We start from the raw sequence: 18,732 nt of genomic DNA on the forward strand, positions 1-18,732 counted from the left end.
AATAGCACCGAGGAGTAACCACAAGGAGCTGTATGATGGAGTGGGCACTGCCAGATCCTTTTGTAATCAATCTTCAAGTGACGCCGGAGGCCATTGATGCCTACCAGCATGTCAATAACAGCGAGTACTTACGCTGGGTTGAGCAGGTAAGTTGGGCCCACTCTGAAGCCTTGGGGCTATCCCTTGCGCGCTATCAGTCTCTTGACCGCGCCATGGTCGTTCAGCGCCATGAGTTGGACTATCTGGCGCCCGCCTTTATCGATGACAAGTTGCAGTTGGCGACTTGGATTGTTGCCTGCGATGGCCGTTTTAGTTTGACCCGCCGATTCCAGCTGAAGCGCGTGGGGAGTGGTAAAACGTTGCTAAATGCACGTACCAAGTTTGCCTGTGTGACGCTTAGCAGTGGTCGGCCCACTCGGCTGCCTGATGAGTATCAGCGCATTTACGGTGGTGCGGTAGTGACTGAGTAGCTAATGCTTAAATGCCGTCGATTTTTTTGCTGATTTTCGTTAAACGTTAGATTTTTCTCTCAAAAAACGCCTTGGTCGGCGTTTTTTTTGTTTTTATGGCTTGGGGTGGTTGTTAGTGCCAGCTGTGCTGTAATTTGCTTAATAGCGCTTATTGATGGCCTGGCTCTAACGGCTAGATGGTAGAGATAGGTAGTACAGATGAGGCTCTGACGATCTAGCCGTTGAGACTTAGCAGTTGAGATTTAGCACTAACAATCAATAGAGAAGGAAAACGCTAATGAAAATCGCCGTCCCCAAAGAGATCAAAAATCACGAGTACCGGGTGGCACTTACTCCGACAGGTGCGCGAGAGCTAGTAGGGCGAGGTCACTCGGTAAGCGTGCAAGCAGCCGCTGGCGAAGGCGCCGGGTTTAGCGACAGCGACTATGAAGCCGCGGGCGCGCGAGTGGAAGCTAATGTAGATGCGCTGTGGCAAAGCGCCGAACTGATTCTCAAAGTAAAAGAACCTCAAGCCGAGGAAGTGGCGCGTCTAACCGCCAACCAAACGCTATTCACTTATTTGCACTTGGCCGCTGAGCAAACATTGACCCAAGGGCTGATGGCCAGCGGTGCTACCTGCATTGCCTATGAAACCATTACCGATGCACGAGGTGGGCTGCCGCTGCTTGCGCCAATGAGCACGGTTGCCGGGCGCATGGCAGTTCAGGCGGGCGCGCATAGCTTGGAGAAAGCCCAGGGCGGCTCTGGGGTGCTATTGCCCGGTGTGCCAGGCGTTGCTCCAGGTAAAGTTACTGTGATTGGCGGTGGTGTGGTCGGCGAAAACGCTGCCCGTATGGCGCTAGGGTTGGGGGCTGAGGTGACCATTCTGGACAAGTCTATTGCTCGCCTAGAGGTGCTAGACGATCGTTACCAGGGGCGCATCAAAACAGTCTATTCAACGGCGGACGCCCTTGATCAGGCGGCTAAAGAGTCTGATATGATCATCGGTGCCGTTCTTATTCCCGGTGCCGCTGCCCCCAAGTTGATTACCCGTGCCATGCTGGCCGATATGAAGCCGGGCAGCGTCTTGGTCGACGTAGCCATTGATCAGGGTGGCTGTTTTGAAACCAGCAAGCCGACGACGCATGCTGAGCCGACCTATATTGTGGACGGCATTGTTCATTACTGCGTGGCCAATATGCCTGGCGCGGTAGCGCGGACATCGACTTTGGGTCTTACTAATGCCACCTTGCCGTTTGTGCTGGCGCTGGCTGATAAAGGCTGGCAGCAGGCGCTTAAAGACGATCCGCACTTCCTGCCAGGGCTTAATGTCCATAATGGTCAAGTGACTTATCAGGCTGTTGCCGATGCTTTTGGACTCAACAGCATCGACCCAGCGAGCGTTGTGGCGTGAGCATCGCTACGTCAATTAGTAGTAGTTGATACTGCTGATACTGGAGGAGCTGTTAATAGTGAGGGGGGACGTCGTCTTCTGGGCGGCTGTCCCCCTGTGAGTTATCCGCTTGGAGCGCTTGATACTGCTCGCGCAAGCGGTCACGCATCAGCGTACTTAACTGCTCTAGCTTTTCTAGCCGCCGCTCTTGCTGGGCAACCGCTTGGTCAAGGGTGTCTAGCCAATGCTCTTGGTAAGCCAGTCGACTCTCCAAAGATTCAAGAAGTTGAGTTAGCTCTGCAGGCGATAATTCGTTTGTCATGATAACATCGTGACCTTGTGTAGTATGCTCGGTACTGTTAGGAATGGGCCTAGTTGGCCGAGTATTGTCCTTCGTCTGTTACCCATACAACAAGAGAGCTTTTACCATCTATGAATCCAAAAGTTGTTTTTCGCTGTTTCTTCATCAGTGTTTTACTTGCCGCCCCCACGCCACTTCTTCTGGCGGGGATTGTTCATTTAACGAATGCACCGCTTGCTGAGCAGTGGCTGGCTGAGCTTGCCATCAGCGGGGTAAGTAGTGTGTACATTGCTGCTGCTCTGGGATGTTTTATTGCGTTATTTATCGGTACGTTAGCCGCTGCTGCTCTGGCGCCTCCGATGGTAGTAAAAGCGGATATTGCTCGAACTAAATCTGCGCCGCGTCAGCCCCAAGCGGTACCTGAAATGGAAGATGATGAAGAGGAAGATATCATCGATCCCAATGATGGTCGCGAAGAGGGCGAAGTAAAGTGGTTTAACACCAATAAAGGTTACGGCTTTATTACCCGAGATAATGGTGAAGATGTGTTTGTTCACTTTCGTGCCATTCGTGGCCGTGGCCCGCGTATGCTTGCTGAGGGTCAGATTGTTCGCTATCACGTGATTAAAAATGACCGTGGTCTTCAAGCGGATGACGTTAGTATTATTGAGTAGCTATTAGTACATCGCTTGTATTGAGTCGCGCTGGCATCGTCAACTGCTGAAGCACAAGACCCCGCTAAGCGGGGTCTTGTGCGTTTAACGACCTGAGTCAGGCCATTCAATGGCTTTTTCGTGACCCCCTGGCAGTACCTGCCAGAAGCGGTCAGGGTCATCACCGGGATGCCAGCCACCTAGCGAGCAGCGCACCTCGGTCTGTAAGGCTTCGGCAGCGTGCTGAGCGCACTCTTGATCGGTGTGCCACGGGGTGTGGTGGCTATCAAACCACAAGCTGGCAAAACCATCGGCTGCTTTGTCCACCAATAGTACGGGCACAGCTTCGCCTTGATGGTGGCCGCGAGTCTTCCATTTGCCCTTGCCTGCTGGGCTAAGAGGCGGTGCATCGAGAGCTTCGCTTAGCCATGCATCGAGCCTGTCTATCGCTACGCTGGCAAGGTATACCTCGATATCCGGAAAGCGCTCCATCATACGCTCACCTCGTCGTTCGTTAACAAGGCTTGAAGTGTTGCCTCATAAATGCGGCTTAGTTCGTCCAAGTCACTGGCGCGCACGCGCTCATTCACCTTGTGAATAGTGTCGTTCAGCGGGCCAAGCTCGACCACCTGAGCGCCAAGTGTCGCGATGAAGCGACCATCCGAGGTGCCGCCGCTGGTCGACAGCGCAGGGCGCTCGCCGGTAACTGCTTCTACACCGCGAATGACGGCATCGACTAATTCGCCTTCTGCAGTCAGGAAGGGTTCGCCATTGAGAGCCCAATCGATGTGGTACTCAAGGCCATGCTTATCCAAAATCGACTCAGTGCGGCTTCTTAGCATCTCGTGGGTAACTTCCGTGGAATAACGGAAGTTAAATACAACTTCTACTTCACCTGGAATGACGTTAGTAGCCCCGGTGCCCGCGCGAAAATTAGATATCTGGAAACTGGTGGCGGGGAAAAAGTCATTACCTGCGTCCCAGTGCTCATTAACCAGTGCATCTAGTGCAGGCATCGCTTGGTGAATAGGGTTGCGTGCAAGGTGTGGGTAGGCCACATGACCTTGAATCCCTTTGAGATGGAGAACGCCGCCCAATGACCCACGGCGTCCGTTTTTAATCATATCGCCCAGACGAGCGGTCGATGAGGGTTCGCCGACAATGCAGTAGTCCAAACGCTCGTTGCGTTCGCGTAAATGCTCAACCACAGCGCTGGTGCCATCGATGGCGGGGCCTTCCTCATCGGATGTGATTAAAAACGCTATTCGGCCGTCGTGCTCTGGATGGGTGGTCACAAAACGCTCAACAGCGGTGAGCATCGCCGCTAGGCTGCCCTTCATGTCTGCTGCGCCTCGCCCACAGAGCATGCCGTGTTCATCAATACACGGCTCAAACGGTGGGAATTCCCAGTTCGTATGGGGCCCGCTGGGCACGACATCAGTGTGGCCGGCAAAGGCCAATACGGGGCCGTGATGGCCTCTTATTGCCCAGAAGTTTTTGACATCGCCAAACGGTAGTTGCTCGATATGAAAACCGAGCGCCGTTAAGCGATCGATCATGAGTTCCTGGCAGCCTTCGTCATCCGGCGTTACCGACGCCCGGCTAAGTAGCTCAAACGCGAGCTGCAACGTGGGCGACAGCGTTTCAGGCTCAGTTATGGGCATGCAGTGCCTCGTTCAGCGCAATGGCGCTTTTATTCGTTAGGCACTCAATACGGCCATTTTGTGAATTGCGACGCAGCAATAAGTCATCTTGGCCTGCTAACTCGCGTGCTGCCACGGTGTTAACTTCTTGTTTCTGATCGTCGAGCAGAGTAACTTTCGAACCCGCAGTAATATACAAGCCTGCTTCTACGGTGCAGCGATCACCTAGCGGAATACCGATGCCTGCATTAGCGCCAATCAGGCAGCCTTCGCCTACCTTGATAATGATATTACCACCGCCAGACAGTGTTCCCATGGTGGAACAGCCGCCGCCCAGGTCAGAGCCTTTACCGACCATGACGCCAGCAGAAATGCGCCCTTCGATCATGCCAGGGCCTTCGGTGCCTGCGTTGAAGTTGACGAAGCCTTCATGCATTACCGTGGTGCCTTCCCCTAGGTAAGCGCCCAGGCGCACGCGAGCAGTATCGCCAATGCGGATGCCGGTGGGTACCACGTAGTCGGTCATTTTGGGGAATTTATCGACGCAGTCGACGGATAGCGCGCGACCCGCTAAGCGTGCTTTTAAGCGACGGGCGGGCAGCTCTTCGATATCAATCGCGCCTTCGTTGGTCCAGGCGATGTTGCGCAGCAGGCCAAACATTCCCGTCAGATCCAAGCCGTGGGGCTTCACTAAGCGGTGAGAGAGTAAGTGCAATTTTAAGTAAACTTCAGGGACGGTTTGCGGTGCCTGATCGCTTTCTAAAAACATCGCGACCAGGGGGCGGTGGCTGGCGGCAAATGATTCGGCGAGAGCTGCCTGCTCAGGGTGGCCAGCAGCCTCCAGTGCTTTGGCTAAGCGGGTGCAATCTTCGGGCAGGAAACTGACCGCCGTATTGCCAGCGGGGGCGTCGAGCGCCTCTTTAGCTGCGGCTACCAAGCTGTCTGCAGGATTAAACAGTGGTGCTGGATAGTAGATTTCTAGCCAGTTGCCCTGAGTGTTTTGGGTGCCGATTCCAAGCGCGAAGCTCAGCATAACGCGTCTTCCTTTAAAGTTTTGAATAACAATCAGTTGTTAGGGTTCAGTGGCGTGTTAGCCGCTGAGAGAGTCGTAATCGCCGTCGCGGTAGCCCACTAAAATAGTATCGTCATCAACTTCTAGCAGTGGTCTTTTGAGCAGCGTGGGCTGTTCAAGAAATAGCCGACGGGCAGACGTAGCATCCAGGCTGTCTTTTTCTTCCTGGGGCAAGTCACGCCACGTTTTGCTGCGCTTATTCAGCGCTTCTAATAGCGGTACGCGCTTAAGAATGTGCTCAAGTAAGCTGGCTGAAAGACCATCCTTACGCAGGTCATGGGTCTTGAAGGGAATACCTTTCTCTTCAAGTGCGTTGCGTGCTTTGCGGCAGGTGTCGCATGTGTTGATGATATAGAGTGTCAGCATATAACCTCCTTAAATAAGTCTGGGGTGTCTAGCCGCGCTCAAGCAGTTGACGAAGTCGCTCAGCTGCTTCAAGGGTGGGCGCAAGCTCCGCCACTAAGGCTAAACGTAGTCGACCCGAGCCGGGGTTATAGCCATTTTTTCCTGGGCGGCCCATGAGGCTGCCAGGTAACACGCTGACATGTTGCTCACTAAATAGCCGCTGAGTAAAGGCGATGTCATCGCCACCGGGCACTGCAGGCCACAGGTAAAAACTCGCTTCCGGCGTAGGGAAGTCCATGACGGGCGCCAGAACGCTGGTGACAGCGCTAAATTTTTCGCGGTAGGCGTCCCGGTTGGCGCGTACGTGGGCTTCATCCTGCCATGCGGCGATAGAGGCGTGCTGAAGTGGCAGCGACATTGCACACCCATGATAGGTGCGGTAGCGCTTAAACGGTGCGAGAAGGTTCGCGTCACCTGCGATAAAGCCGGAGCGTAGCCCTGGCAAATTAGATCGCTTAGATAGCGAATGAAACACTACGCAGCGTTGATAATCGTCGCGTCCAAGCTCTGCGCAGGCCTGTAACAGGCCCGGCGGGGGAGTGCTTTCATCCAGATACAGCTCTGAATAACACTCATCGGAGGCGATGATAAAGTCGTGCTCATCGGCTAAGGCGATGAGCTGCTTGAATTCAGAGAGCGGCGTGACGGCCCCTGTGGGGTTGCCAGGTGAGCAGATGAATACCATTTGCACATCGCGCCAGGTTGCCGGGCTCACTGCCGAGAAGTCGGGGCGAAAACCGTTATCAGCCGTGCAATCCAAATAAAGCGGCTCGCCACCTGCCAATAGTGTGGCCCCTTCATAAATTTGATAGAAGGGGTTGGGGACCGCCACCTTGGCGGGGCGCTGGCGATCCAGCGCGGCCTGTACAAAGGCAAAAATTGCTTCGCGGGTGCCGTTAACGGGGAGTACTTGCTGTTCGGCATCTAACCCGGCAAGCGAAAAACGTTGGGTTGCCCAGCGGGCGATTGTGTCGCGTAGGGCGGGCAGTCCGTTGGTTGCTGGGTAGCGAGCCATCTCTAATTGATGAGCCACTAGCGCCTCTAACGCCCCTGCGTAAGGAGCGTGTTGGGGCTCCCCAATGGTAAGGGGGATATGCTCAAGCCCCGCCGGCGGCACAAGCGCTGCCTTTAGGGTGGCTAGCTTTTCAAACGGATAGGGGTGCAGAAGATTTAGATCAGGATTCATGGCATGTCCGTTGATAGCCTAAAGGCGGTGCTGGATGTCTGTGGGAACGGCCAACTAAACCGCCGATTATAGGCAACCCCTGGTGCCACCTCAAACTTAACCACCAAGGCGTCGCTCATTTAAGTGCTTACACGCCTAACACTTCGATAAGCCGTTCGCGAAGCTGCTGTTGCCGCTCTGGATCGGTAAGCGGCTCACCGGCTTTCGTGGTGATAAAGAAAACGTCTTCAACTCGCTCCCCTAGCGTGGCAATTTTCGCAGCCGATAAGGCGATATCCTGTTCCATAAAAATACGCCCGACACGAGCCAGTAGGCCAGGGCGGTCTGGGGCTGTTAGCTCAAGTAGCGTACGTTCGTTGGCTGGGTCCTGCTCAATCACTACCTCGGTGGGTACTTTAAAGTGCTTAAGCTGACGCGGTGTGTGGCGCGTGACGATCTCTGGATAGTCATCCGGGTCGTCCAGTTCTTCGACGAGGTGTCGACGCATCTCTTCAATATGCTCAGGATCACGGATAGGTTGGCCGTAATGATCTAGCACAATAAACGTATTTAGTGTCCAGTTGTTGTGCGAGGTGGCGATGCGGGCATCATGGATAGATAGACCTAGCTGCTCCATGGCGGCGGCGGTCGCGGCAAACAGATCGTCTACCGAACGGGTGTGGATAAAGACCTTGGTGCCGCCTTCGGCCATATCGGCGGTAGGTGCGCTAATTAAAACCAGCGGCAAAACAGATGGCTGGTGGGCAAGGATGCCTTGGGTCTGCCAGACAATTTCACTGGGTGCATACTGAAGGAAATAGTCTTCACCAAGAGATTCCCACAGTTGGTCAATCTGAGCGCTGTCTACGCCGACTGTTTGCAGTAACGAACGGGCCTCAGTACGGGTTTCGCGCACCCAGTCGTCTCGGTCAGGCGGGTTTTTTAGCCCTCTTCTCAGTGCTCGCTTGGTTTCAGCATGCAGCTGGCGCAATAGTGATGCACGCCAACCGTTCCACAGGGTGGGGTTGGTCGCATTGATGTCGGCAACGGTGAGCACGTAGAGATAGTCTAAGCGGGTCTCGTCGCGCACCGTTAGAGCGAAGTCGCGAATCACGTCGGGATCACTAATGTCGCGCTTCTGGGCGGTCATCGACATCAACAGGTGATGCTCCACCAGCCAGCGCAGTAAATTGGTATCGTGTTGGGAGACGTGGTGACGGTGGCAGAATTGCTCAACATCGCGTGCACCAATCTCAGAATGATCACCGCCGCGGCCTTTGCCGACATCATGAAACAGCCCGGCAATCCATAGTAAATCCATCTTAGGTAATTGATGAATCAGCGTGGCGGCGACGGGAAAGTCGTCTTTGGCATCCGGTTTGCGAAAGCCGTGTAAGAACTTCAGCAAGCGCAGGGTGTGAGCGTCTACCGTGTAAATGTGGAACAAGTCGTGCTGCATCAACCCGACCGCGCGACCAAACTCTGGTAAATACTTGCCCAAGATGCCGTAGCGGTTCATGCGCCTTAACTGGCGAGGGACATTGCCGGGGGCCCGTAAAATGGACATGAACAGCCGCTGATGGCAAGGATCCTCGCGGTAGTGGTCATCAATTTGATGGCGATGATCACGGATCAGGCGAATGGTGTCGGCGCGTACTCCTTCTATTTCTGGGTGCTTTGCCATTAGCAAAAACAGTTCCAGCATGGCAGCGGGGCGCTCCCGAAACAGATTGCGTGAGCGCGCTTGGATGTAGCCGCCTTTGGTTTCGAAGCGCTCGTTCAGCTTAACGGTTTCCAAGGCCTCTTTGCCGCGCAGGATAACCTCATCAAAGTGCTGTAACAGCATGTCGTTAAGACCGGCTAGGGCGGTTACATGCCGGTAGTAGCGCTTCATGAACTGCTCAACCGCTAAGCGTTCAGGGGTATCCCGAAAGCCGAACATTTCGGCAATGGTGCGTTGGTGATCAAATAGTAATCGGTCTTCGGCGCGGTCTGTCAGCATGTGCAGGGCATAGCGCACCTGCCACAAAAAGGCTTGACCCTGGCTTAGAATGCGCAGTTCGGCATCGTTCATAAAGCCATTTGCGACGATGTCGGCATAGTGCTCAGTGTCGAAATGGCGTTTAGCTACCCAGCCAATCATTTGAATATCGCGTAGGCCGCCTGGGGAGCTTTTCAGGTTTGGCTCTAGGTGGTATTCCGAGTTGTTGTAGCGATAGTGACGGGCAATTTGTTCCTGCCACTTGGCTTCGAAAAAACGGTCAGCAGGCCAAATATGCTCGGCGCTAAGGCGTTCACGCATCTTTTGACGAAGCTGCTCGGGGCCAGCAATGAGCCGTGATTCCAAGAGGTTGGTCATCACGGTGACATCAGCTTCAGCTTCCCGCTCACAGTCATTAAGCGAGCGCACGCTATGGCCGATCTCAAGACCGATATCCCATAAGAAGGTAATGAAAGCGCTTAGCGACTCGCGATAAGGGGTGTCATCATCCTGCTCTAGTAACAGTAACAGGTCGATGTCTGAGTGCGGGTGTAGCTCGCCCCGGCCGTAACCTCCCACTGCCACCAGGGCAACGCCATCGTCAGGCCAATCGTGCTGCGCCCAGGCGATGGCGAGTAGCTGATCCAGATACCACGCTCGCCCGCGGACTAGGTCGCGTATGTCCGCTCCGCAGCGAAACTGCTCATCCAGCTTGGCTTGTAGTTCCCGAAGCGCCGCTTTAAACGGCGCAATGGGGGAGCGTGATCCAGCGAGTTCGGTGCGAAACATGGCAAGATCATACAGCGTGGTGTCCGGCTCGAACCGGTAATGATGAAGAAGCATCAGCGATTTAGAAAACTGAAGTCTTCGTCGCTGCGTGCAGTCAGCACGTCAACGCCGGTTTCTGTGACCAGCAGCGTATGCTCCCACTGGGCAGACAAGCTTCGATCCTTAGTGACCGCTGTCCAACCGTCGCGTAGCACCTTGGTTTTATAGCCGCCTACGTTAATCATTGGTTCGATAGTGAAACACATGCCAGCTTCCAGTGGGATGTCAGCGTCTGGTGCATAGCCATCATAGTGGAGAAACTGAGGGTCTTCGTGGAAATCAGCGCCAATGCCATGGCCGCAGAAGTCGCGCACCACGGAGTAACCGTGTGCTTCTGCATGCCGTTGAATAACGCGGGCAAGCTCCGAAAGATGTACGCCAGGTTTAACTAGCTCAATGCTTTTGTAAAGACACTCCTGAGTGATACGGCATAAGCGCTCGCCCTGGATCGTATCGCCGATGACAAACATCACGCTGGAATCACCGTGGTAGCCATCGGTCGTTCTGACGGTGATGTCGAGATTCATGATGTCGCCGTTCTTCAGCTTTTTGGCATCATCAGGAATGCCATGACAGACCACGTGATTAATTGATGTACAGGTTGCTTTCGGAAAGCCGTGGTAGTTCAACGGGGCCGGTACAGAGCCTAAATTATTAACAATAAAATCGTGGCACAGGCGATCAATTTCACCCGTGGATATCCCCGCTGTGATGTGGGGGGTGATCATTTCAATGACGCTGGCGGCTTGGCGTCCGGCTTCACGCATTTTCTCGATTTCAGAAGGCGTCTTGATAGGAACGTTCATGAATTCTCGATGTGGATTCTAAAGTAAGTGGTGAACGGCAATGGTGAGCGGTAAATTACGACCGTTACATGCGCTGTGACTTCATCTTGGTAATGATCTATGGTATAAAGCCGCGCGCTTTCCTGCAATCGCCATCCAATGCTTCTTTGTCGGTTGGTCATCTGCAGAAAGGCTATTTAAACGTAATGCAGAAATCTGTGTTGCTAAACAGCAAGCCTTGAAAACACACATGCACCGGCACATGGTCCCGGGTGCCGCTGGCAGCGTCTGACGATGCCACTGGTCGGATCCATGGGGTGCGTGGAGGCCTAACCCGAGTTTCAGGAGTTTTATCATGTCTCACGTTAATATGCGTGACCTGCTGAAAGCAGGTGCTCACTTCGGTCACCAAACCAAGTACTGGAATCCGAAGATGGGTAAATTCATCTTCGGCGCGCGCAACAAGATTCATATCATTAACCTCGAGCACACCTTGCCGGCGCTGAACGAAGCGATCGACGTGGTTGAGAAGATGGCGGCATCCAACAACAAAATTTTGTTTGTTGGCACCAAGCGCAGCGCTAGCAAGATCATCAAAGAAGAAGCAAACCGCGTAAACCAGCCTTTCGTCAACCATCGCTGGTTAGGCGGCATGCTGACTAACTTCAAGACCATTCGCCAGTCCATCAAGCGTCTGCGTGATCTTGAAACCATGCGCGAAGACGGCACGTTCGAGAAGCTGACCAAGAAAGAAGTCTTGATGGCAACTCGCGAGCAAGAGAAGCTTGAGCGTTCTATCGGTGGTATCAAGAACATGGGCGGCCTGCCGGACGCGCTGTTCGTTATCGATGTTGACCACGAGCGCATCGCGATCAACGAAGCCAACAAACTGGGCATCCCGGTTATTGGCGTGGTTGATACCAACTCTAACCCTGATGGCGTTGATTACGTTATTCCGGGTAACGATGACTCTATTCGCGCTATCCAGATCTACGTGAAAGCTATTGCAGACGCGTGTGGTCGTGCAAAAGAAGGTCGTCCGGATGAGTTTGTCGAAGTGACTGAAGAAGCCGCTTCTGCCGACACTGACGCTGCTGCCGAGTAACGGTTGCAGTGGTGCGGCGGCTAGATAAGCCGCATCATGTTTAAGAGGGGGCCTTATGCCCCCTTTTTCCCGCTTTGAGTTCGCTCTAGCGGGCCGATTATGCCGGACACTTAAGGCCGGCGAATGCTCTGCATAGTGATACGCAACGGTCATCTACCGAGCCTATACTCTGTAGCGCGTTTATCTTTCAGCTAGAACCATTTCCGAGGTGAAAACTCATGGCAGCTATCAGCGCCTCTCAGGTTAAGGAACTGCGCGAACGTACCGGTTTGGGCATGATGGAGTGTAAAAAAGCACTTACTGAAGCCGACGGTGATATCGAAGTTGCAATCGAGAACCTGCGTAAAAGCTCTGGCCTTAAAGCCGCGAAAAAAGCGGGTCGTACCGCTGCAGAAGGTGCCGTTGTTACTCGCGTAGCAGAAGACGGTAGCTACGGTGTGATGGTCGAGATTAACTCTGAAACCGACTTCGTTGCCCGCGACGACAACTTCATCGCTTTCACCAACAAGATCGCTGATGCGTTCTTTGCGGCGAAAAATGAAGACGTTGCAGCGGTAATGGCTGGCGACCTCGAGTCTACTCGTGAGCAGCTGGTGCAGAAAATCGGCGAGAATATCGGTGTACGTCGTGCCGTTGTTGTGAACGCTGTTGAAGGCGGTCTTGTCGGTGAATACGTTCACGGTGGCCGTATCGGCGTCTTGACCGTTCTGAAAGGTGGTAACACGGAAGCTGCTAAAGACGTTGCTATGCACGTTGCGGCGATCAATCCGTCAGTTGCGCACCCAGAAGATATGCCGCAGGAAGAGCTGGATAAAGAAAAAGCGATTATTTTGGCCCAGCCGGACATGGCCGGTAAGCCGGAGCAGATCGCTGAGAAAATGGTTCAAGGTCGTCTGAAAAAGTACTTGGCCGAGAACAGCTTGACCGAACAGCCGTTCGTTAAAGACCCGAACCAATCCGTTGCCGAGTTCGTGAAAGCGGCGGGTGGCGAAGTGGTTAGCTTCACTCGCTTTGAAGTTGGCGAAGGCATCGAGAAAGAAGAAGTCGACTTTGCTAAAGAAGTTATGGAACAGGCTGGCCGTCGCTAAGGTCAGAAGTTTCAGAAAGAAGATAGCGTGCGCGCGAGCGCACGCTTTTGTGTATCCGGCCCCTGTGAAAAACTGGGGTCGTCTCGCCCGCCTGTGTTCAGGTCTGCCTCAGGAGAGATGCCATGTCACGTGAAGTTCAAGAGTCCGCCCCCGCAGCTGCTGCCAGCAAGGCTGAAAAGTCGAAATCAAAATACAAACGTATTTTGCTGAAGTTGTCTGGCGAAGCGCTAATGGGGGAGCACGATTTTGGTATTGATCCGAAAGTGCTGGATCGTATGGCGCTAGAGATCGGCCAATTGGTTGGTATTGGCGTTCAGGTGGGTATCGTGATTGGTGGTGGAAACCTCTTTCGTGGCGCGGCGCTTAATGAAGCCGGCATGGATCGGGTGACGGGTGACCACATGGGAATGCTGGCAACCGTAATGAATGCGCTCGCCATGCGAGATGCGCTTGAGCGCTCCAATATTCGCTCGCGGGTAATGTCAGCGATTCCCATGAGTGGTGTGGTGGAGCATTACGATCGCCGCACCGCCATCCGCTACTTAACGTCGGGAGACGTGGTGCTATTTTCAGCTGGAACAGGTAATCCGTTCTTTACGACTGACTCTGCAGCCTGCTTACGTGGTATTGAAGTAGATGTTGACGTGGTGATCAAGGCCACCAAAGTGGATGGCGTGTACAATAAAGATCCGGTTAAACATCCCGATGCCGTGAAGTACGACCAGCTCTCCTATGACGATGCCCTAGACCAAAAATTGGGCGTTATGGATTTGACCGCAATCTGCCTGGTACGTGACCATAATATGCCGGTGCGGGTATTTGATATGAATAAGCCTGGTGCCCTGCTGAACTTGGTAGTAGGGGGCAAGGAAGGCACGCTGATAGACAGAGGGTAATATCGTGATCAATGACATCAAGAAAGATGCAGAATCTCGCATGAAGAAAAGCGTTGAAGCGCTGCACAGCAACTTCAACAAGATCCGTACGGGGCGTGCTCATCCCAGTATTCTCGACGCTGTTACCGTTGATTATTACGGTGGTCAGGTACCGCTAAATCAAGTGGCTTCTGTTAACGTAGAAGATGCGCGTACATTGACAGTGGCACCTTGGGAGCAGGGCATGGTGCCCAAGGTTGAAAAGGCAATTATGACCTCTGACCTGGGGCTTAATCCGTCCAGCGCCGGTAATATCATTCGTGTACCGATGCCGATGTTGACCGAAGAAACGCGCAAGGGCTATATCAAACAGGCGCGTAGCGAAGCTGAGCAGGCGCGCGTGGCGGTACGTAACGTACGTCGTGATGCCAACGGTGATTTTAAGTCTTTGTTGAAAGATAAAGAAATTACCGAAGACGATCAGCGCCAGGGTGAAGACGAAATCCAGAAGCTGACGGATAAGTATATTGCTGAGGTTGATAAAGCGCTTGCCGCAAAAGAACAAGACCTCATGCAGGTATAGTTATTAGCCTAAAAATAGCTACCTGCTTTCAATCAACCACGGGGAGCTTGGCTGCCCGTGGGACATCGCTTGGCTTTACTATGACTGATCTTTGGTGCGAGAACCCATGACGTCTCCGCAGCTTCCCCAAGCGCAGCAGGATGGTACGCCGCCTTCTCGACCCGAGGAGGCATCGCCATCCCATGTTGCTATTATTATGGATGGTAATAACCGCTGGGCGCGGGCACGTGGGCTTTCCGGAGTGCGCGGTCACCGAGCCGGAGTCGAAGCCGTTCGGGCGGTTATTGAACGCGCTGCGCAGCGCGGCGTTCAGACACTGAGTCTTTTTGCTTTTTCTAGTGAAAATTGGAAGCGTCCCGCGGCAGAGGTGAATGCGTTAATGGAGCTTTTTTTGATGGCGCTTAAGCGCGAAGTCAAAAAGCTCAATGAGCGTAATATTCGCCTGTCAATTATTGGCGAGCAGCGTGGCTTTTCCCATGCAATCCAGAAGCATATTCAGCGTGCCGAGTCGTTAACCGCAGAGAACACGGGCATGCACCTGGTGATTGCGGCCAACTATGGTGGCCAATGGGACCTTGCTCGAGCGGCTAGACAGTTGGCGGAGCAGGTCGCTGCAGGTGAGCTAGCGGCGTCTGATATCAATGAGGCGCGCCTTGATGAGGCGATGAATACGCACAATGTACCGCCGGTAGATTTATGCATTCGCACCAGCGGAGAGCAGCGGCTGTCCAACTTTATGTTATGGCAGTTGGCTTACGCAGAGCTGCATTTTTCGCCACTGCTCTGGCCAGATTTTAATGGGGCGGCACTGGATGAGGCGCTGGACGATTTTTGCCTACGCCGCCGTCGTTTTGGTATGACCGACGCACAAATAGAGGCGCAAGGTGCTTAAACAGCGGATGATTACAGCAGCTTGGTTAGCGCCTCTGACGCTGATTGGCTTGTTCGGATTACAAGGTGGTGCCTTTGCACTGTTTACGGCGCTAATTGTGCTGCTGGGTGCTTGGGAGTGGACCAACTTGGCCGGTGTGGCCCGCCAGAGCGCGCGAATTGCCCTGGTCGCGGTTATGGCAGTGTTAATGCTGGCGATGTGGCTAGGAGGGGCTGCACTAGCCGCTTGGCCGCTTTGGCTGGCAGCTATAGGGTGGGTGGTTAATCTTTATTGGGTGACCCACTACCCTAATACAGCCAGCCAATGGCAAGCCACTTCTCGGCGGTTGCTCATGGGAGTGTGGGTGCTACTGCCGTGCTGGGTAGGATTCAACGTGCTCCGCGATAGTGGTGCTGTCTGGCTGCTGTTTGTGCTATTGCTGGTCTGGACCGCAGATATTGGTGCTTACTTTGCTGGTAGGCGTTGGGGGAAAAACAAGCTTGCGCCAAAAGTAAGTCCAGGTAAGTCCTGGGAAGGTGTTTATGGCGGCCTTGCAGCCACACTGTTGTTAGCAATTGTATTCGCTGCTTGGCAGCCTTTTAACCTTATGGGCGGTGTCGCACTCGTAGTGATTACCGGTTTAGTGACGTTGGTGTCTGTGCTTGGCGATCTGCTCGAAAGTATGCTTAAGCGCTATCGGGACATTAAAGATTCAAGTCAGCTCTTGCCAGGCCATGGGGGCGTACTGGATCGTATCGATAGCCTGACGGCAGCAGTGCCTATTTTTGCGCTGTTCTATCTGCAAGTTATCCATCTTCAGGTGAGCGCCCTATGAGTTCACCCGCTGTCCAGCGTATTGCTGTCCAGAGTATTACAGTGCTTGGTTCAACAGGCTCAATTGGTAAAAGCACCCTTGATGTCATTGCTCAATATCCAGACCGCTATCGCGTTTATGCCTTAACGGCTCATACCTCAAAAGAAGCGCTCTTAGCGCAGTGTCGTGTTCATCACCCCGTTGTGGCTGTGCTAGATGATCCTGAGGATGCAGCCTGGCTGCAGCAAGCACTTTTAACGTCAGGGCTCTCCACCAAGGTGCTTTCGGGAACTATGGCGCTTTGCCAGGTGGCGCGAGAAAGGCAGGTAGATACCGTGATGGCCGCTATTGTGGGCGCAGCAGGTCTGCTACCTGCGCTAGCAGCTGCCGAGTCAGGTAAACGCGTGTTGTTAGCCAATAAAGAAGCCCTAGTGATGAGTGGCGCGCTGTTTATGGACGCTATTGCTCGCTCAGGTGCAACGTTATTGCCGATTGATTCCGAACATAATGCTATTTACCAATGTCTACCTACCGAGCATAGAGGTGGGTTGCGTCAGCACGGTGTTCGCCAGCTGCTGCTCACCGCCTCTGGCGGCCCTTTTCGCGGTTGGCAAGCAGAAGATATTGCCAAGGTAACCCCTGAGCAGGCTTGCCATCATCCTAATTGGTCAATGGGGCGAAAAATCTCCGTCGACAGTGCGACGTTGATGAATAAAGGCTTAGAGCTTATCGAAGCGTGCTGGCTATTTGATGCAACGCCTGATCAGATACAGGTTGTGGTTCATCCGCAAAGCGTTATTCATTCTATGGTTGCCTATGATGATGGTTCGGTAATCGCGCAGTTGGGCAATCCTGATATGCGTACGCCGATTGCTTATGGTTTGGCATGGCCGGAACGAATTGATGCAGGTGTTAAGGCACTGGATCTTTTTCAGGTGGCGCGCCTGGATTTCGAGGCCCCTAACGAAACGCTCTTTCCCTGCTTGTCGCTCTCCCGCAAGGCCATGCGCAAGGGGGGCGCTGCACCGGCGATTTTAAACGCGGCGAATGAGGTCGCCGTGGAGGCTTTTCTGGAAGGGCGGCTTGGCTTCAGCGCGATTGCTGAGGTAGTGGCAAACGTGATGGCTCTACCGTTTGAAGGGCGTGCCGATACGCTTGAGCAGATATTATTTGCAGATCAGTGGGCACGGGAACAGGCAGCGCTAATAGTATGTCAGTAGTTCGCTTAGTATCAGCCATCGTTGATCGGCGAGTCGTGTAAAGGAGCGAAGAGTGGGCCTGATACAGAACATATTAGCGGTGATCGTGGTATTGGGGTTATTGGTAACCTTTCACGAGTTTGGCCATTTTTGGGTGGCGCGGCGCTGTGGTGTCAAGGTGCTGCGTTTTTCAGTTGGCTTTGGTAAACCGCTATGGTCGACCGTTGATCGTCACGGTACAGAGTTTGCGGTGGCTGCTATACCGCTAGGCGGCTACGTAAAGATGCTCGACGAGCGCGAAGCGCCTGTACCTGAAGATCAATTAGCTCAAGCATTTAACCGTAAGAATGTGTGGCAGCGGATCGCTATTGTTGCTGCTGGTCCGATTGCAAATTTTTTACTCGCGATAGTGGCCTACTGGGCACTGTTTGTTGCTGGCACCACAACCGTTGCGCCAATCGTCGGCGATGTTGCCGCTAACTCTCCGGCAGCAGAGGCTGGGCTTTCTCACGGAGCCGAGATTACCTCAATCCAGGGCGATACTATGCGCTCCTGGGAAGAGATTAATTTAAAGTTAGTCTCCATGATCGGCTTTAATGGCGACTTGATGCTTGAGGCGCTGCCGGAAGGCTCCAATGCCGCTCGGGTTTATCGGCTTCCCGTGGCCGACTACATGGTTCGCCAAGACCCACCCCAGCCAATGCAAAGCTTGGGCATTACCCCTTGGCGTCCGAATGTACCCGCAGTGCTGGGTCAAGTGATTGATGGTCAGGCGGCTGCACAGTCTGGCCTACGAGCGGGCGATCGTATTGTGTCACTGGATGGCGAGCCAATTGACGACTGGATGCAGTTTGTCTCGGTTATTCGGGAGCACGCGGGGCAAACTCTAGCGGTGGTTTATCAGCGCGGTGATGATAGAGGCAGCCTCTCTTTAACGCCGGGCCGTAATACGCTGGAGAGTGGCGATGAGGTTGGGTACATTGGTGCTGGGGCGCAGCAAGTCTCATGGCCTGAAGAGTTTCAACGTGAAATTCGTTATGGACCGATAGAGGCTGTCGGTCAAGCGTTATCACGTACAGGTGAGATGACGCTACTGACGGTAGATGCTATCCGCAAGATGTTGGTGGGGCTGATTTCACCGTCTAATCTTTCGGGGCCGATTACGATCGCACAGATATCAGGCGACTCGGCTCGCGCAGGGATGGAAGCATTCGTAGGCTTTCTAGCGTATCTTTCCATCAGCCTTGGCGTGCTTAATCTATTGCCAATACCCGTGCTCGATGGTGGGCATTTACTTTATTATTTTATAGAGGTCGTGCGTGGGCGGCCGGTCTCTGAGCAAACGCAAGCAGTAGGGTTGCGTATTGGGCTTGCCATGGTAGGCACCCTAATGTTGATGGCTCTCTATTTTGATCTGATGCGCCTGTGGTAATGACGCGTGTAGGGCGCTGGATGCCTTGTCATCTGCCTGCACAAATGTATATGGTGCCTATCTGGAATGATGGGCAGACCAACGCGAGCG

General features: G+C 53.7%; 19 protein-coding genes. 11 read left to right on the plus strand and 8 right to left on the minus strand.

All coding sequences use genetic code 11. The features are described 5' to 3' along the window. The first annotated feature begins 35 nt into the window (after window positions 1–35). Complete coding sequence (locus tag HVE01_RS11155) at window positions 36–470, plus strand: acyl-CoA thioesterase (RefSeq protein ID WP_125745424.1); 435 nt, start codon at window positions 36–38, stop codon at window positions 468–470. Between the two features lie 277 nt (window positions 471–747). Then, the gene (gene ald / locus HVE01_RS11160) at window positions 748–1,863 is read left to right on the plus strand and encodes an alanine dehydrogenase (protein WP_146944143.1); all 1,116 of its coding nucleotides are present in this window, start codon (window positions 748–750) and stop codon (window positions 1,861–1,863) included. 52 nt (window positions 1,864–1,915) lie between these two features. Here ald and HVE01_RS11165 read toward each other — a convergent pair whose 3' ends face one another. After that, complete coding sequence (locus HVE01_RS11165) at window positions 1,916–2,164, minus strand: SlyX family protein (protein WP_125745428.1); 249 nt, start codon at window positions 2,162–2,164, stop codon at window positions 1,916–1,918. 110 nt (window positions 2,165–2,274) lie between these two features. On the opposite strand from HVE01_RS11165, the gene HVE01_RS20120 reads away from it, so the two are divergent. Continuing rightward, window positions 2,275–2,817, plus strand: a complete 543-nt coding sequence (locus HVE01_RS20120; protein WP_125745430.1) for a cold-shock protein — start codon at window positions 2,275–2,277, stop codon at window positions 2,815–2,817. Between the two features lie 84 nt (window positions 2,818–2,901). Here the strand turns inward: HVE01_RS20120 and HVE01_RS11175 are convergent, their stop codons facing one another. From HVE01_RS11175 to map, 7 genes are all read right to left on the minus strand, one after another. After that, a complete protein-coding gene (locus tag HVE01_RS11175; protein ID WP_146944145.1) occupies window positions 2,902–3,291 on the minus strand; it encodes a hypothetical protein in 390 nt (129 codons plus the stop codon). Continuing rightward, window positions 3,288–4,460, minus strand: a complete 1,173-nt coding sequence (gene dapE / locus HVE01_RS11180) for a succinyl-diaminopimelate desuccinylase (protein WP_146944147.1) — start codon at window positions 4,458–4,460, stop codon at window positions 3,288–3,290. The genes HVE01_RS11175 and dapE overlap by 4 nt, the downstream gene beginning before the upstream one ends. After that, complete coding sequence (gene dapD, locus HVE01_RS11185; RefSeq protein ID WP_125745436.1) at window positions 4,447–5,472, minus strand: 2,3,4,5-tetrahydropyridine-2,6-dicarboxylate N-succinyltransferase; 1,026 nt, start codon at window positions 5,470–5,472, stop codon at window positions 4,447–4,449. The genes dapE and dapD overlap by 14 nt, the downstream gene beginning before the upstream one ends. A gap of 57 nt (window positions 5,473–5,529) precedes the next feature. Then, entirely contained in the window at window positions 5,530–5,877 is a 348-nt protein-coding gene (locus tag HVE01_RS11190) for a Spx/MgsR family RNA polymerase-binding regulatory protein (protein ID WP_125745438.1), read from the minus strand. Window positions 5,878–5,905: 28 nt separating this feature from the next. Further along, window positions 5,906–7,102, minus strand: a complete 1,197-nt coding sequence (dapC, locus tag HVE01_RS11195; RefSeq protein ID WP_125745440.1) for a succinyldiaminopimelate transaminase — start codon at window positions 7,100–7,102, stop codon at window positions 5,906–5,908. Between the two features lie 127 nt (window positions 7,103–7,229). Further along, complete coding sequence (locus HVE01_RS11200) at window positions 7,230–9,905, minus strand: [protein-PII] uridylyltransferase (RefSeq protein WP_125745442.1); 2,676 nt, start codon at window positions 9,903–9,905, stop codon at window positions 7,230–7,232. Next, window positions 9,905–10,696 carry a type I methionyl aminopeptidase gene (gene map / locus HVE01_RS11205; protein WP_125745444.1) on the minus strand — a complete coding sequence of 264 codons (792 nt, stop codon included), beginning with the start codon at window positions 10,694–10,696 and terminating at the stop codon, window positions 9,905–9,907. Before map ends, HVE01_RS11200 begins: the two co-directional genes overlap by 1 nt. Before the next feature lie 334 nt (window positions 10,697–11,030). On the opposite strand from map, the gene rpsB reads away from it, so the two are divergent. The 8 genes from rpsB (at window position 11,031) to rseP (ending at window position 18,642) form a co-directional block, all read left to right on the plus strand. Beyond that, window positions 11,031–11,780 (plus strand): 30S ribosomal protein S2, encoded by a 750-nt coding sequence (gene rpsB, locus HVE01_RS11210; RefSeq protein ID WP_030070405.1) that lies wholly within the window; start codon window positions 11,031–11,033, stop codon window positions 11,778–11,780. Between the two features lie 218 nt (window positions 11,781–11,998). After that, window positions 11,999–12,868, plus strand: a complete 870-nt coding sequence (gene tsf, locus HVE01_RS11215; RefSeq protein WP_038481144.1) for a translation elongation factor Ts — start codon at window positions 11,999–12,001, stop codon at window positions 12,866–12,868. A 122-nt stretch (window positions 12,869–12,990) separates the two neighbouring features. Continuing rightward, the gene (gene pyrH / locus HVE01_RS11220) at window positions 12,991–13,764 is read left to right on the plus strand and encodes a UMP kinase (RefSeq protein ID WP_125745448.1); all 774 of its coding nucleotides are present in this window, start codon (window positions 12,991–12,993) and stop codon (window positions 13,762–13,764) included. 4 nt (window positions 13,765–13,768) lie between these two features. Further along, entirely contained in the window at window positions 13,769–14,326 is a 558-nt protein-coding gene (frr, locus tag HVE01_RS11225; RefSeq protein WP_125745450.1) for a ribosome recycling factor, read from the plus strand. 106 nt (window positions 14,327–14,432) lie between these two features. Then, a complete protein-coding gene (gene uppS / locus HVE01_RS11230) occupies window positions 14,433–15,218 on the plus strand; it encodes a polyprenyl diphosphate synthase (protein ID WP_125745452.1) in 786 nt (261 codons plus the stop codon). Then, window positions 15,211–16,032, plus strand: coding sequence for a phosphatidate cytidylyltransferase (locus HVE01_RS11235; RefSeq protein WP_125745454.1), 822 nt, complete (start codon window positions 15,211–15,213; stop codon window positions 16,030–16,032). The genes uppS and HVE01_RS11235 overlap by 8 nt, the downstream gene beginning before the upstream one ends. Continuing rightward, the gene (gene ispC / locus HVE01_RS11240; protein WP_146944149.1) at window positions 16,029–17,231 is read left to right on the plus strand and encodes a 1-deoxy-D-xylulose-5-phosphate reductoisomerase; all 1,203 of its coding nucleotides are present in this window, start codon (window positions 16,029–16,031) and stop codon (window positions 17,229–17,231) included. The genes HVE01_RS11235 and ispC overlap by 4 nt, the downstream gene beginning before the upstream one ends. Before the next feature lie 52 nt (window positions 17,232–17,283). Further along, complete coding sequence (gene rseP / locus HVE01_RS11245) at window positions 17,284–18,642, plus strand: RIP metalloprotease RseP (protein WP_146944151.1); 1,359 nt, start codon at window positions 17,284–17,286, stop codon at window positions 18,640–18,642. Window positions 18,643–18,732 lie beyond the last annotated feature (90 nt).

The organism is Vreelandella venusta, assembly GCF_007989605.1.
GTDB classification, from domain to species: domain Bacteria; phylum Pseudomonadota; class Gammaproteobacteria; order Pseudomonadales; family Halomonadaceae; genus Vreelandella; species Vreelandella venusta.

Bases quoted from the DNA above. Each gene is read 5' to 3' on its own strand.
- HVE01_RS11165 (WP_125745428.1), bottom strand. From the start codon at position 2,164: ATGACAAACGAATTATCGCCTGCAGAGCTAACTCAACTTCTTGAATCT.
- tsf (WP_038481144.1), top strand. From the start codon at position 11,999: ATGGCAGCTATCAGCGCCTCTCAGGTTAAGGAACTGCGCGAACGTACC.
- HVE01_RS11200 (WP_125745442.1), bottom strand. From the start codon at position 9,905: ATGCTTCTTCATCATTACCGGTTCGAGCCGGACACCACGCTGTATGAT.
- HVE01_RS11155 (WP_125745424.1), top strand. From the start codon at position 36: ATGGAGTGGGCACTGCCAGATCCTTTTGTAATCAATCTTCAAGTGACG.
- HVE01_RS11190 (WP_125745438.1), bottom strand. From the start codon at position 5,877: ATGCTGACACTCTATATCATCAACACATGCGACACCTGCCGCAAAGCA.
- dapC (WP_125745440.1), bottom strand. From the start codon at position 7,102: ATGAATCCTGATCTAAATCTTCTGCACCCCTATCCGTTTGAAAAGCTA.
- uppS (WP_125745452.1), top strand. From the start codon at position 14,433: ATGACGTCTCCGCAGCTTCCCCAAGCGCAGCAGGATGGTACGCCGCCT.
- rpsB (WP_030070405.1), top strand. From the start codon at position 11,031: ATGTCTCACGTTAATATGCGTGACCTGCTGAAAGCAGGTGCTCACTTC.
- HVE01_RS11175 (WP_146944145.1), bottom strand. From the start codon at position 3,291: ATGATGGAGCGCTTTCCGGATATCGAGGTATACCTTGCCAGCGTAGCG.
- map (WP_125745444.1), bottom strand. From the start codon at position 10,696: ATGAACGTTCCTATCAAGACGCCTTCTGAAATCGAGAAAATGCGTGAA.
- dapE (WP_146944147.1), bottom strand. From the start codon at position 4,460: ATGCCCATAACTGAGCCTGAAACGCTGTCGCCCACGTTGCAGCTCGCG.
- HVE01_RS20120 (WP_125745430.1), top strand. From the start codon at position 2,275: ATGAATCCAAAAGTTGTTTTTCGCTGTTTCTTCATCAGTGTTTTACTT.
- dapD (WP_125745436.1), bottom strand. From the start codon at position 5,472: ATGCTGAGCTTCGCGCTTGGAATCGGCACCCAAAACACTCAGGGCAAC.
- pyrH (WP_125745448.1), top strand. From the start codon at position 12,991: ATGTCACGTGAAGTTCAAGAGTCCGCCCCCGCAGCTGCTGCCAGCAAG.
- ispC (WP_146944149.1), top strand. From the start codon at position 16,029: ATGAGTTCACCCGCTGTCCAGCGTATTGCTGTCCAGAGTATTACAGTG.
- ald (WP_146944143.1), top strand. From the start codon at position 748: ATGAAAATCGCCGTCCCCAAAGAGATCAAAAATCACGAGTACCGGGTG.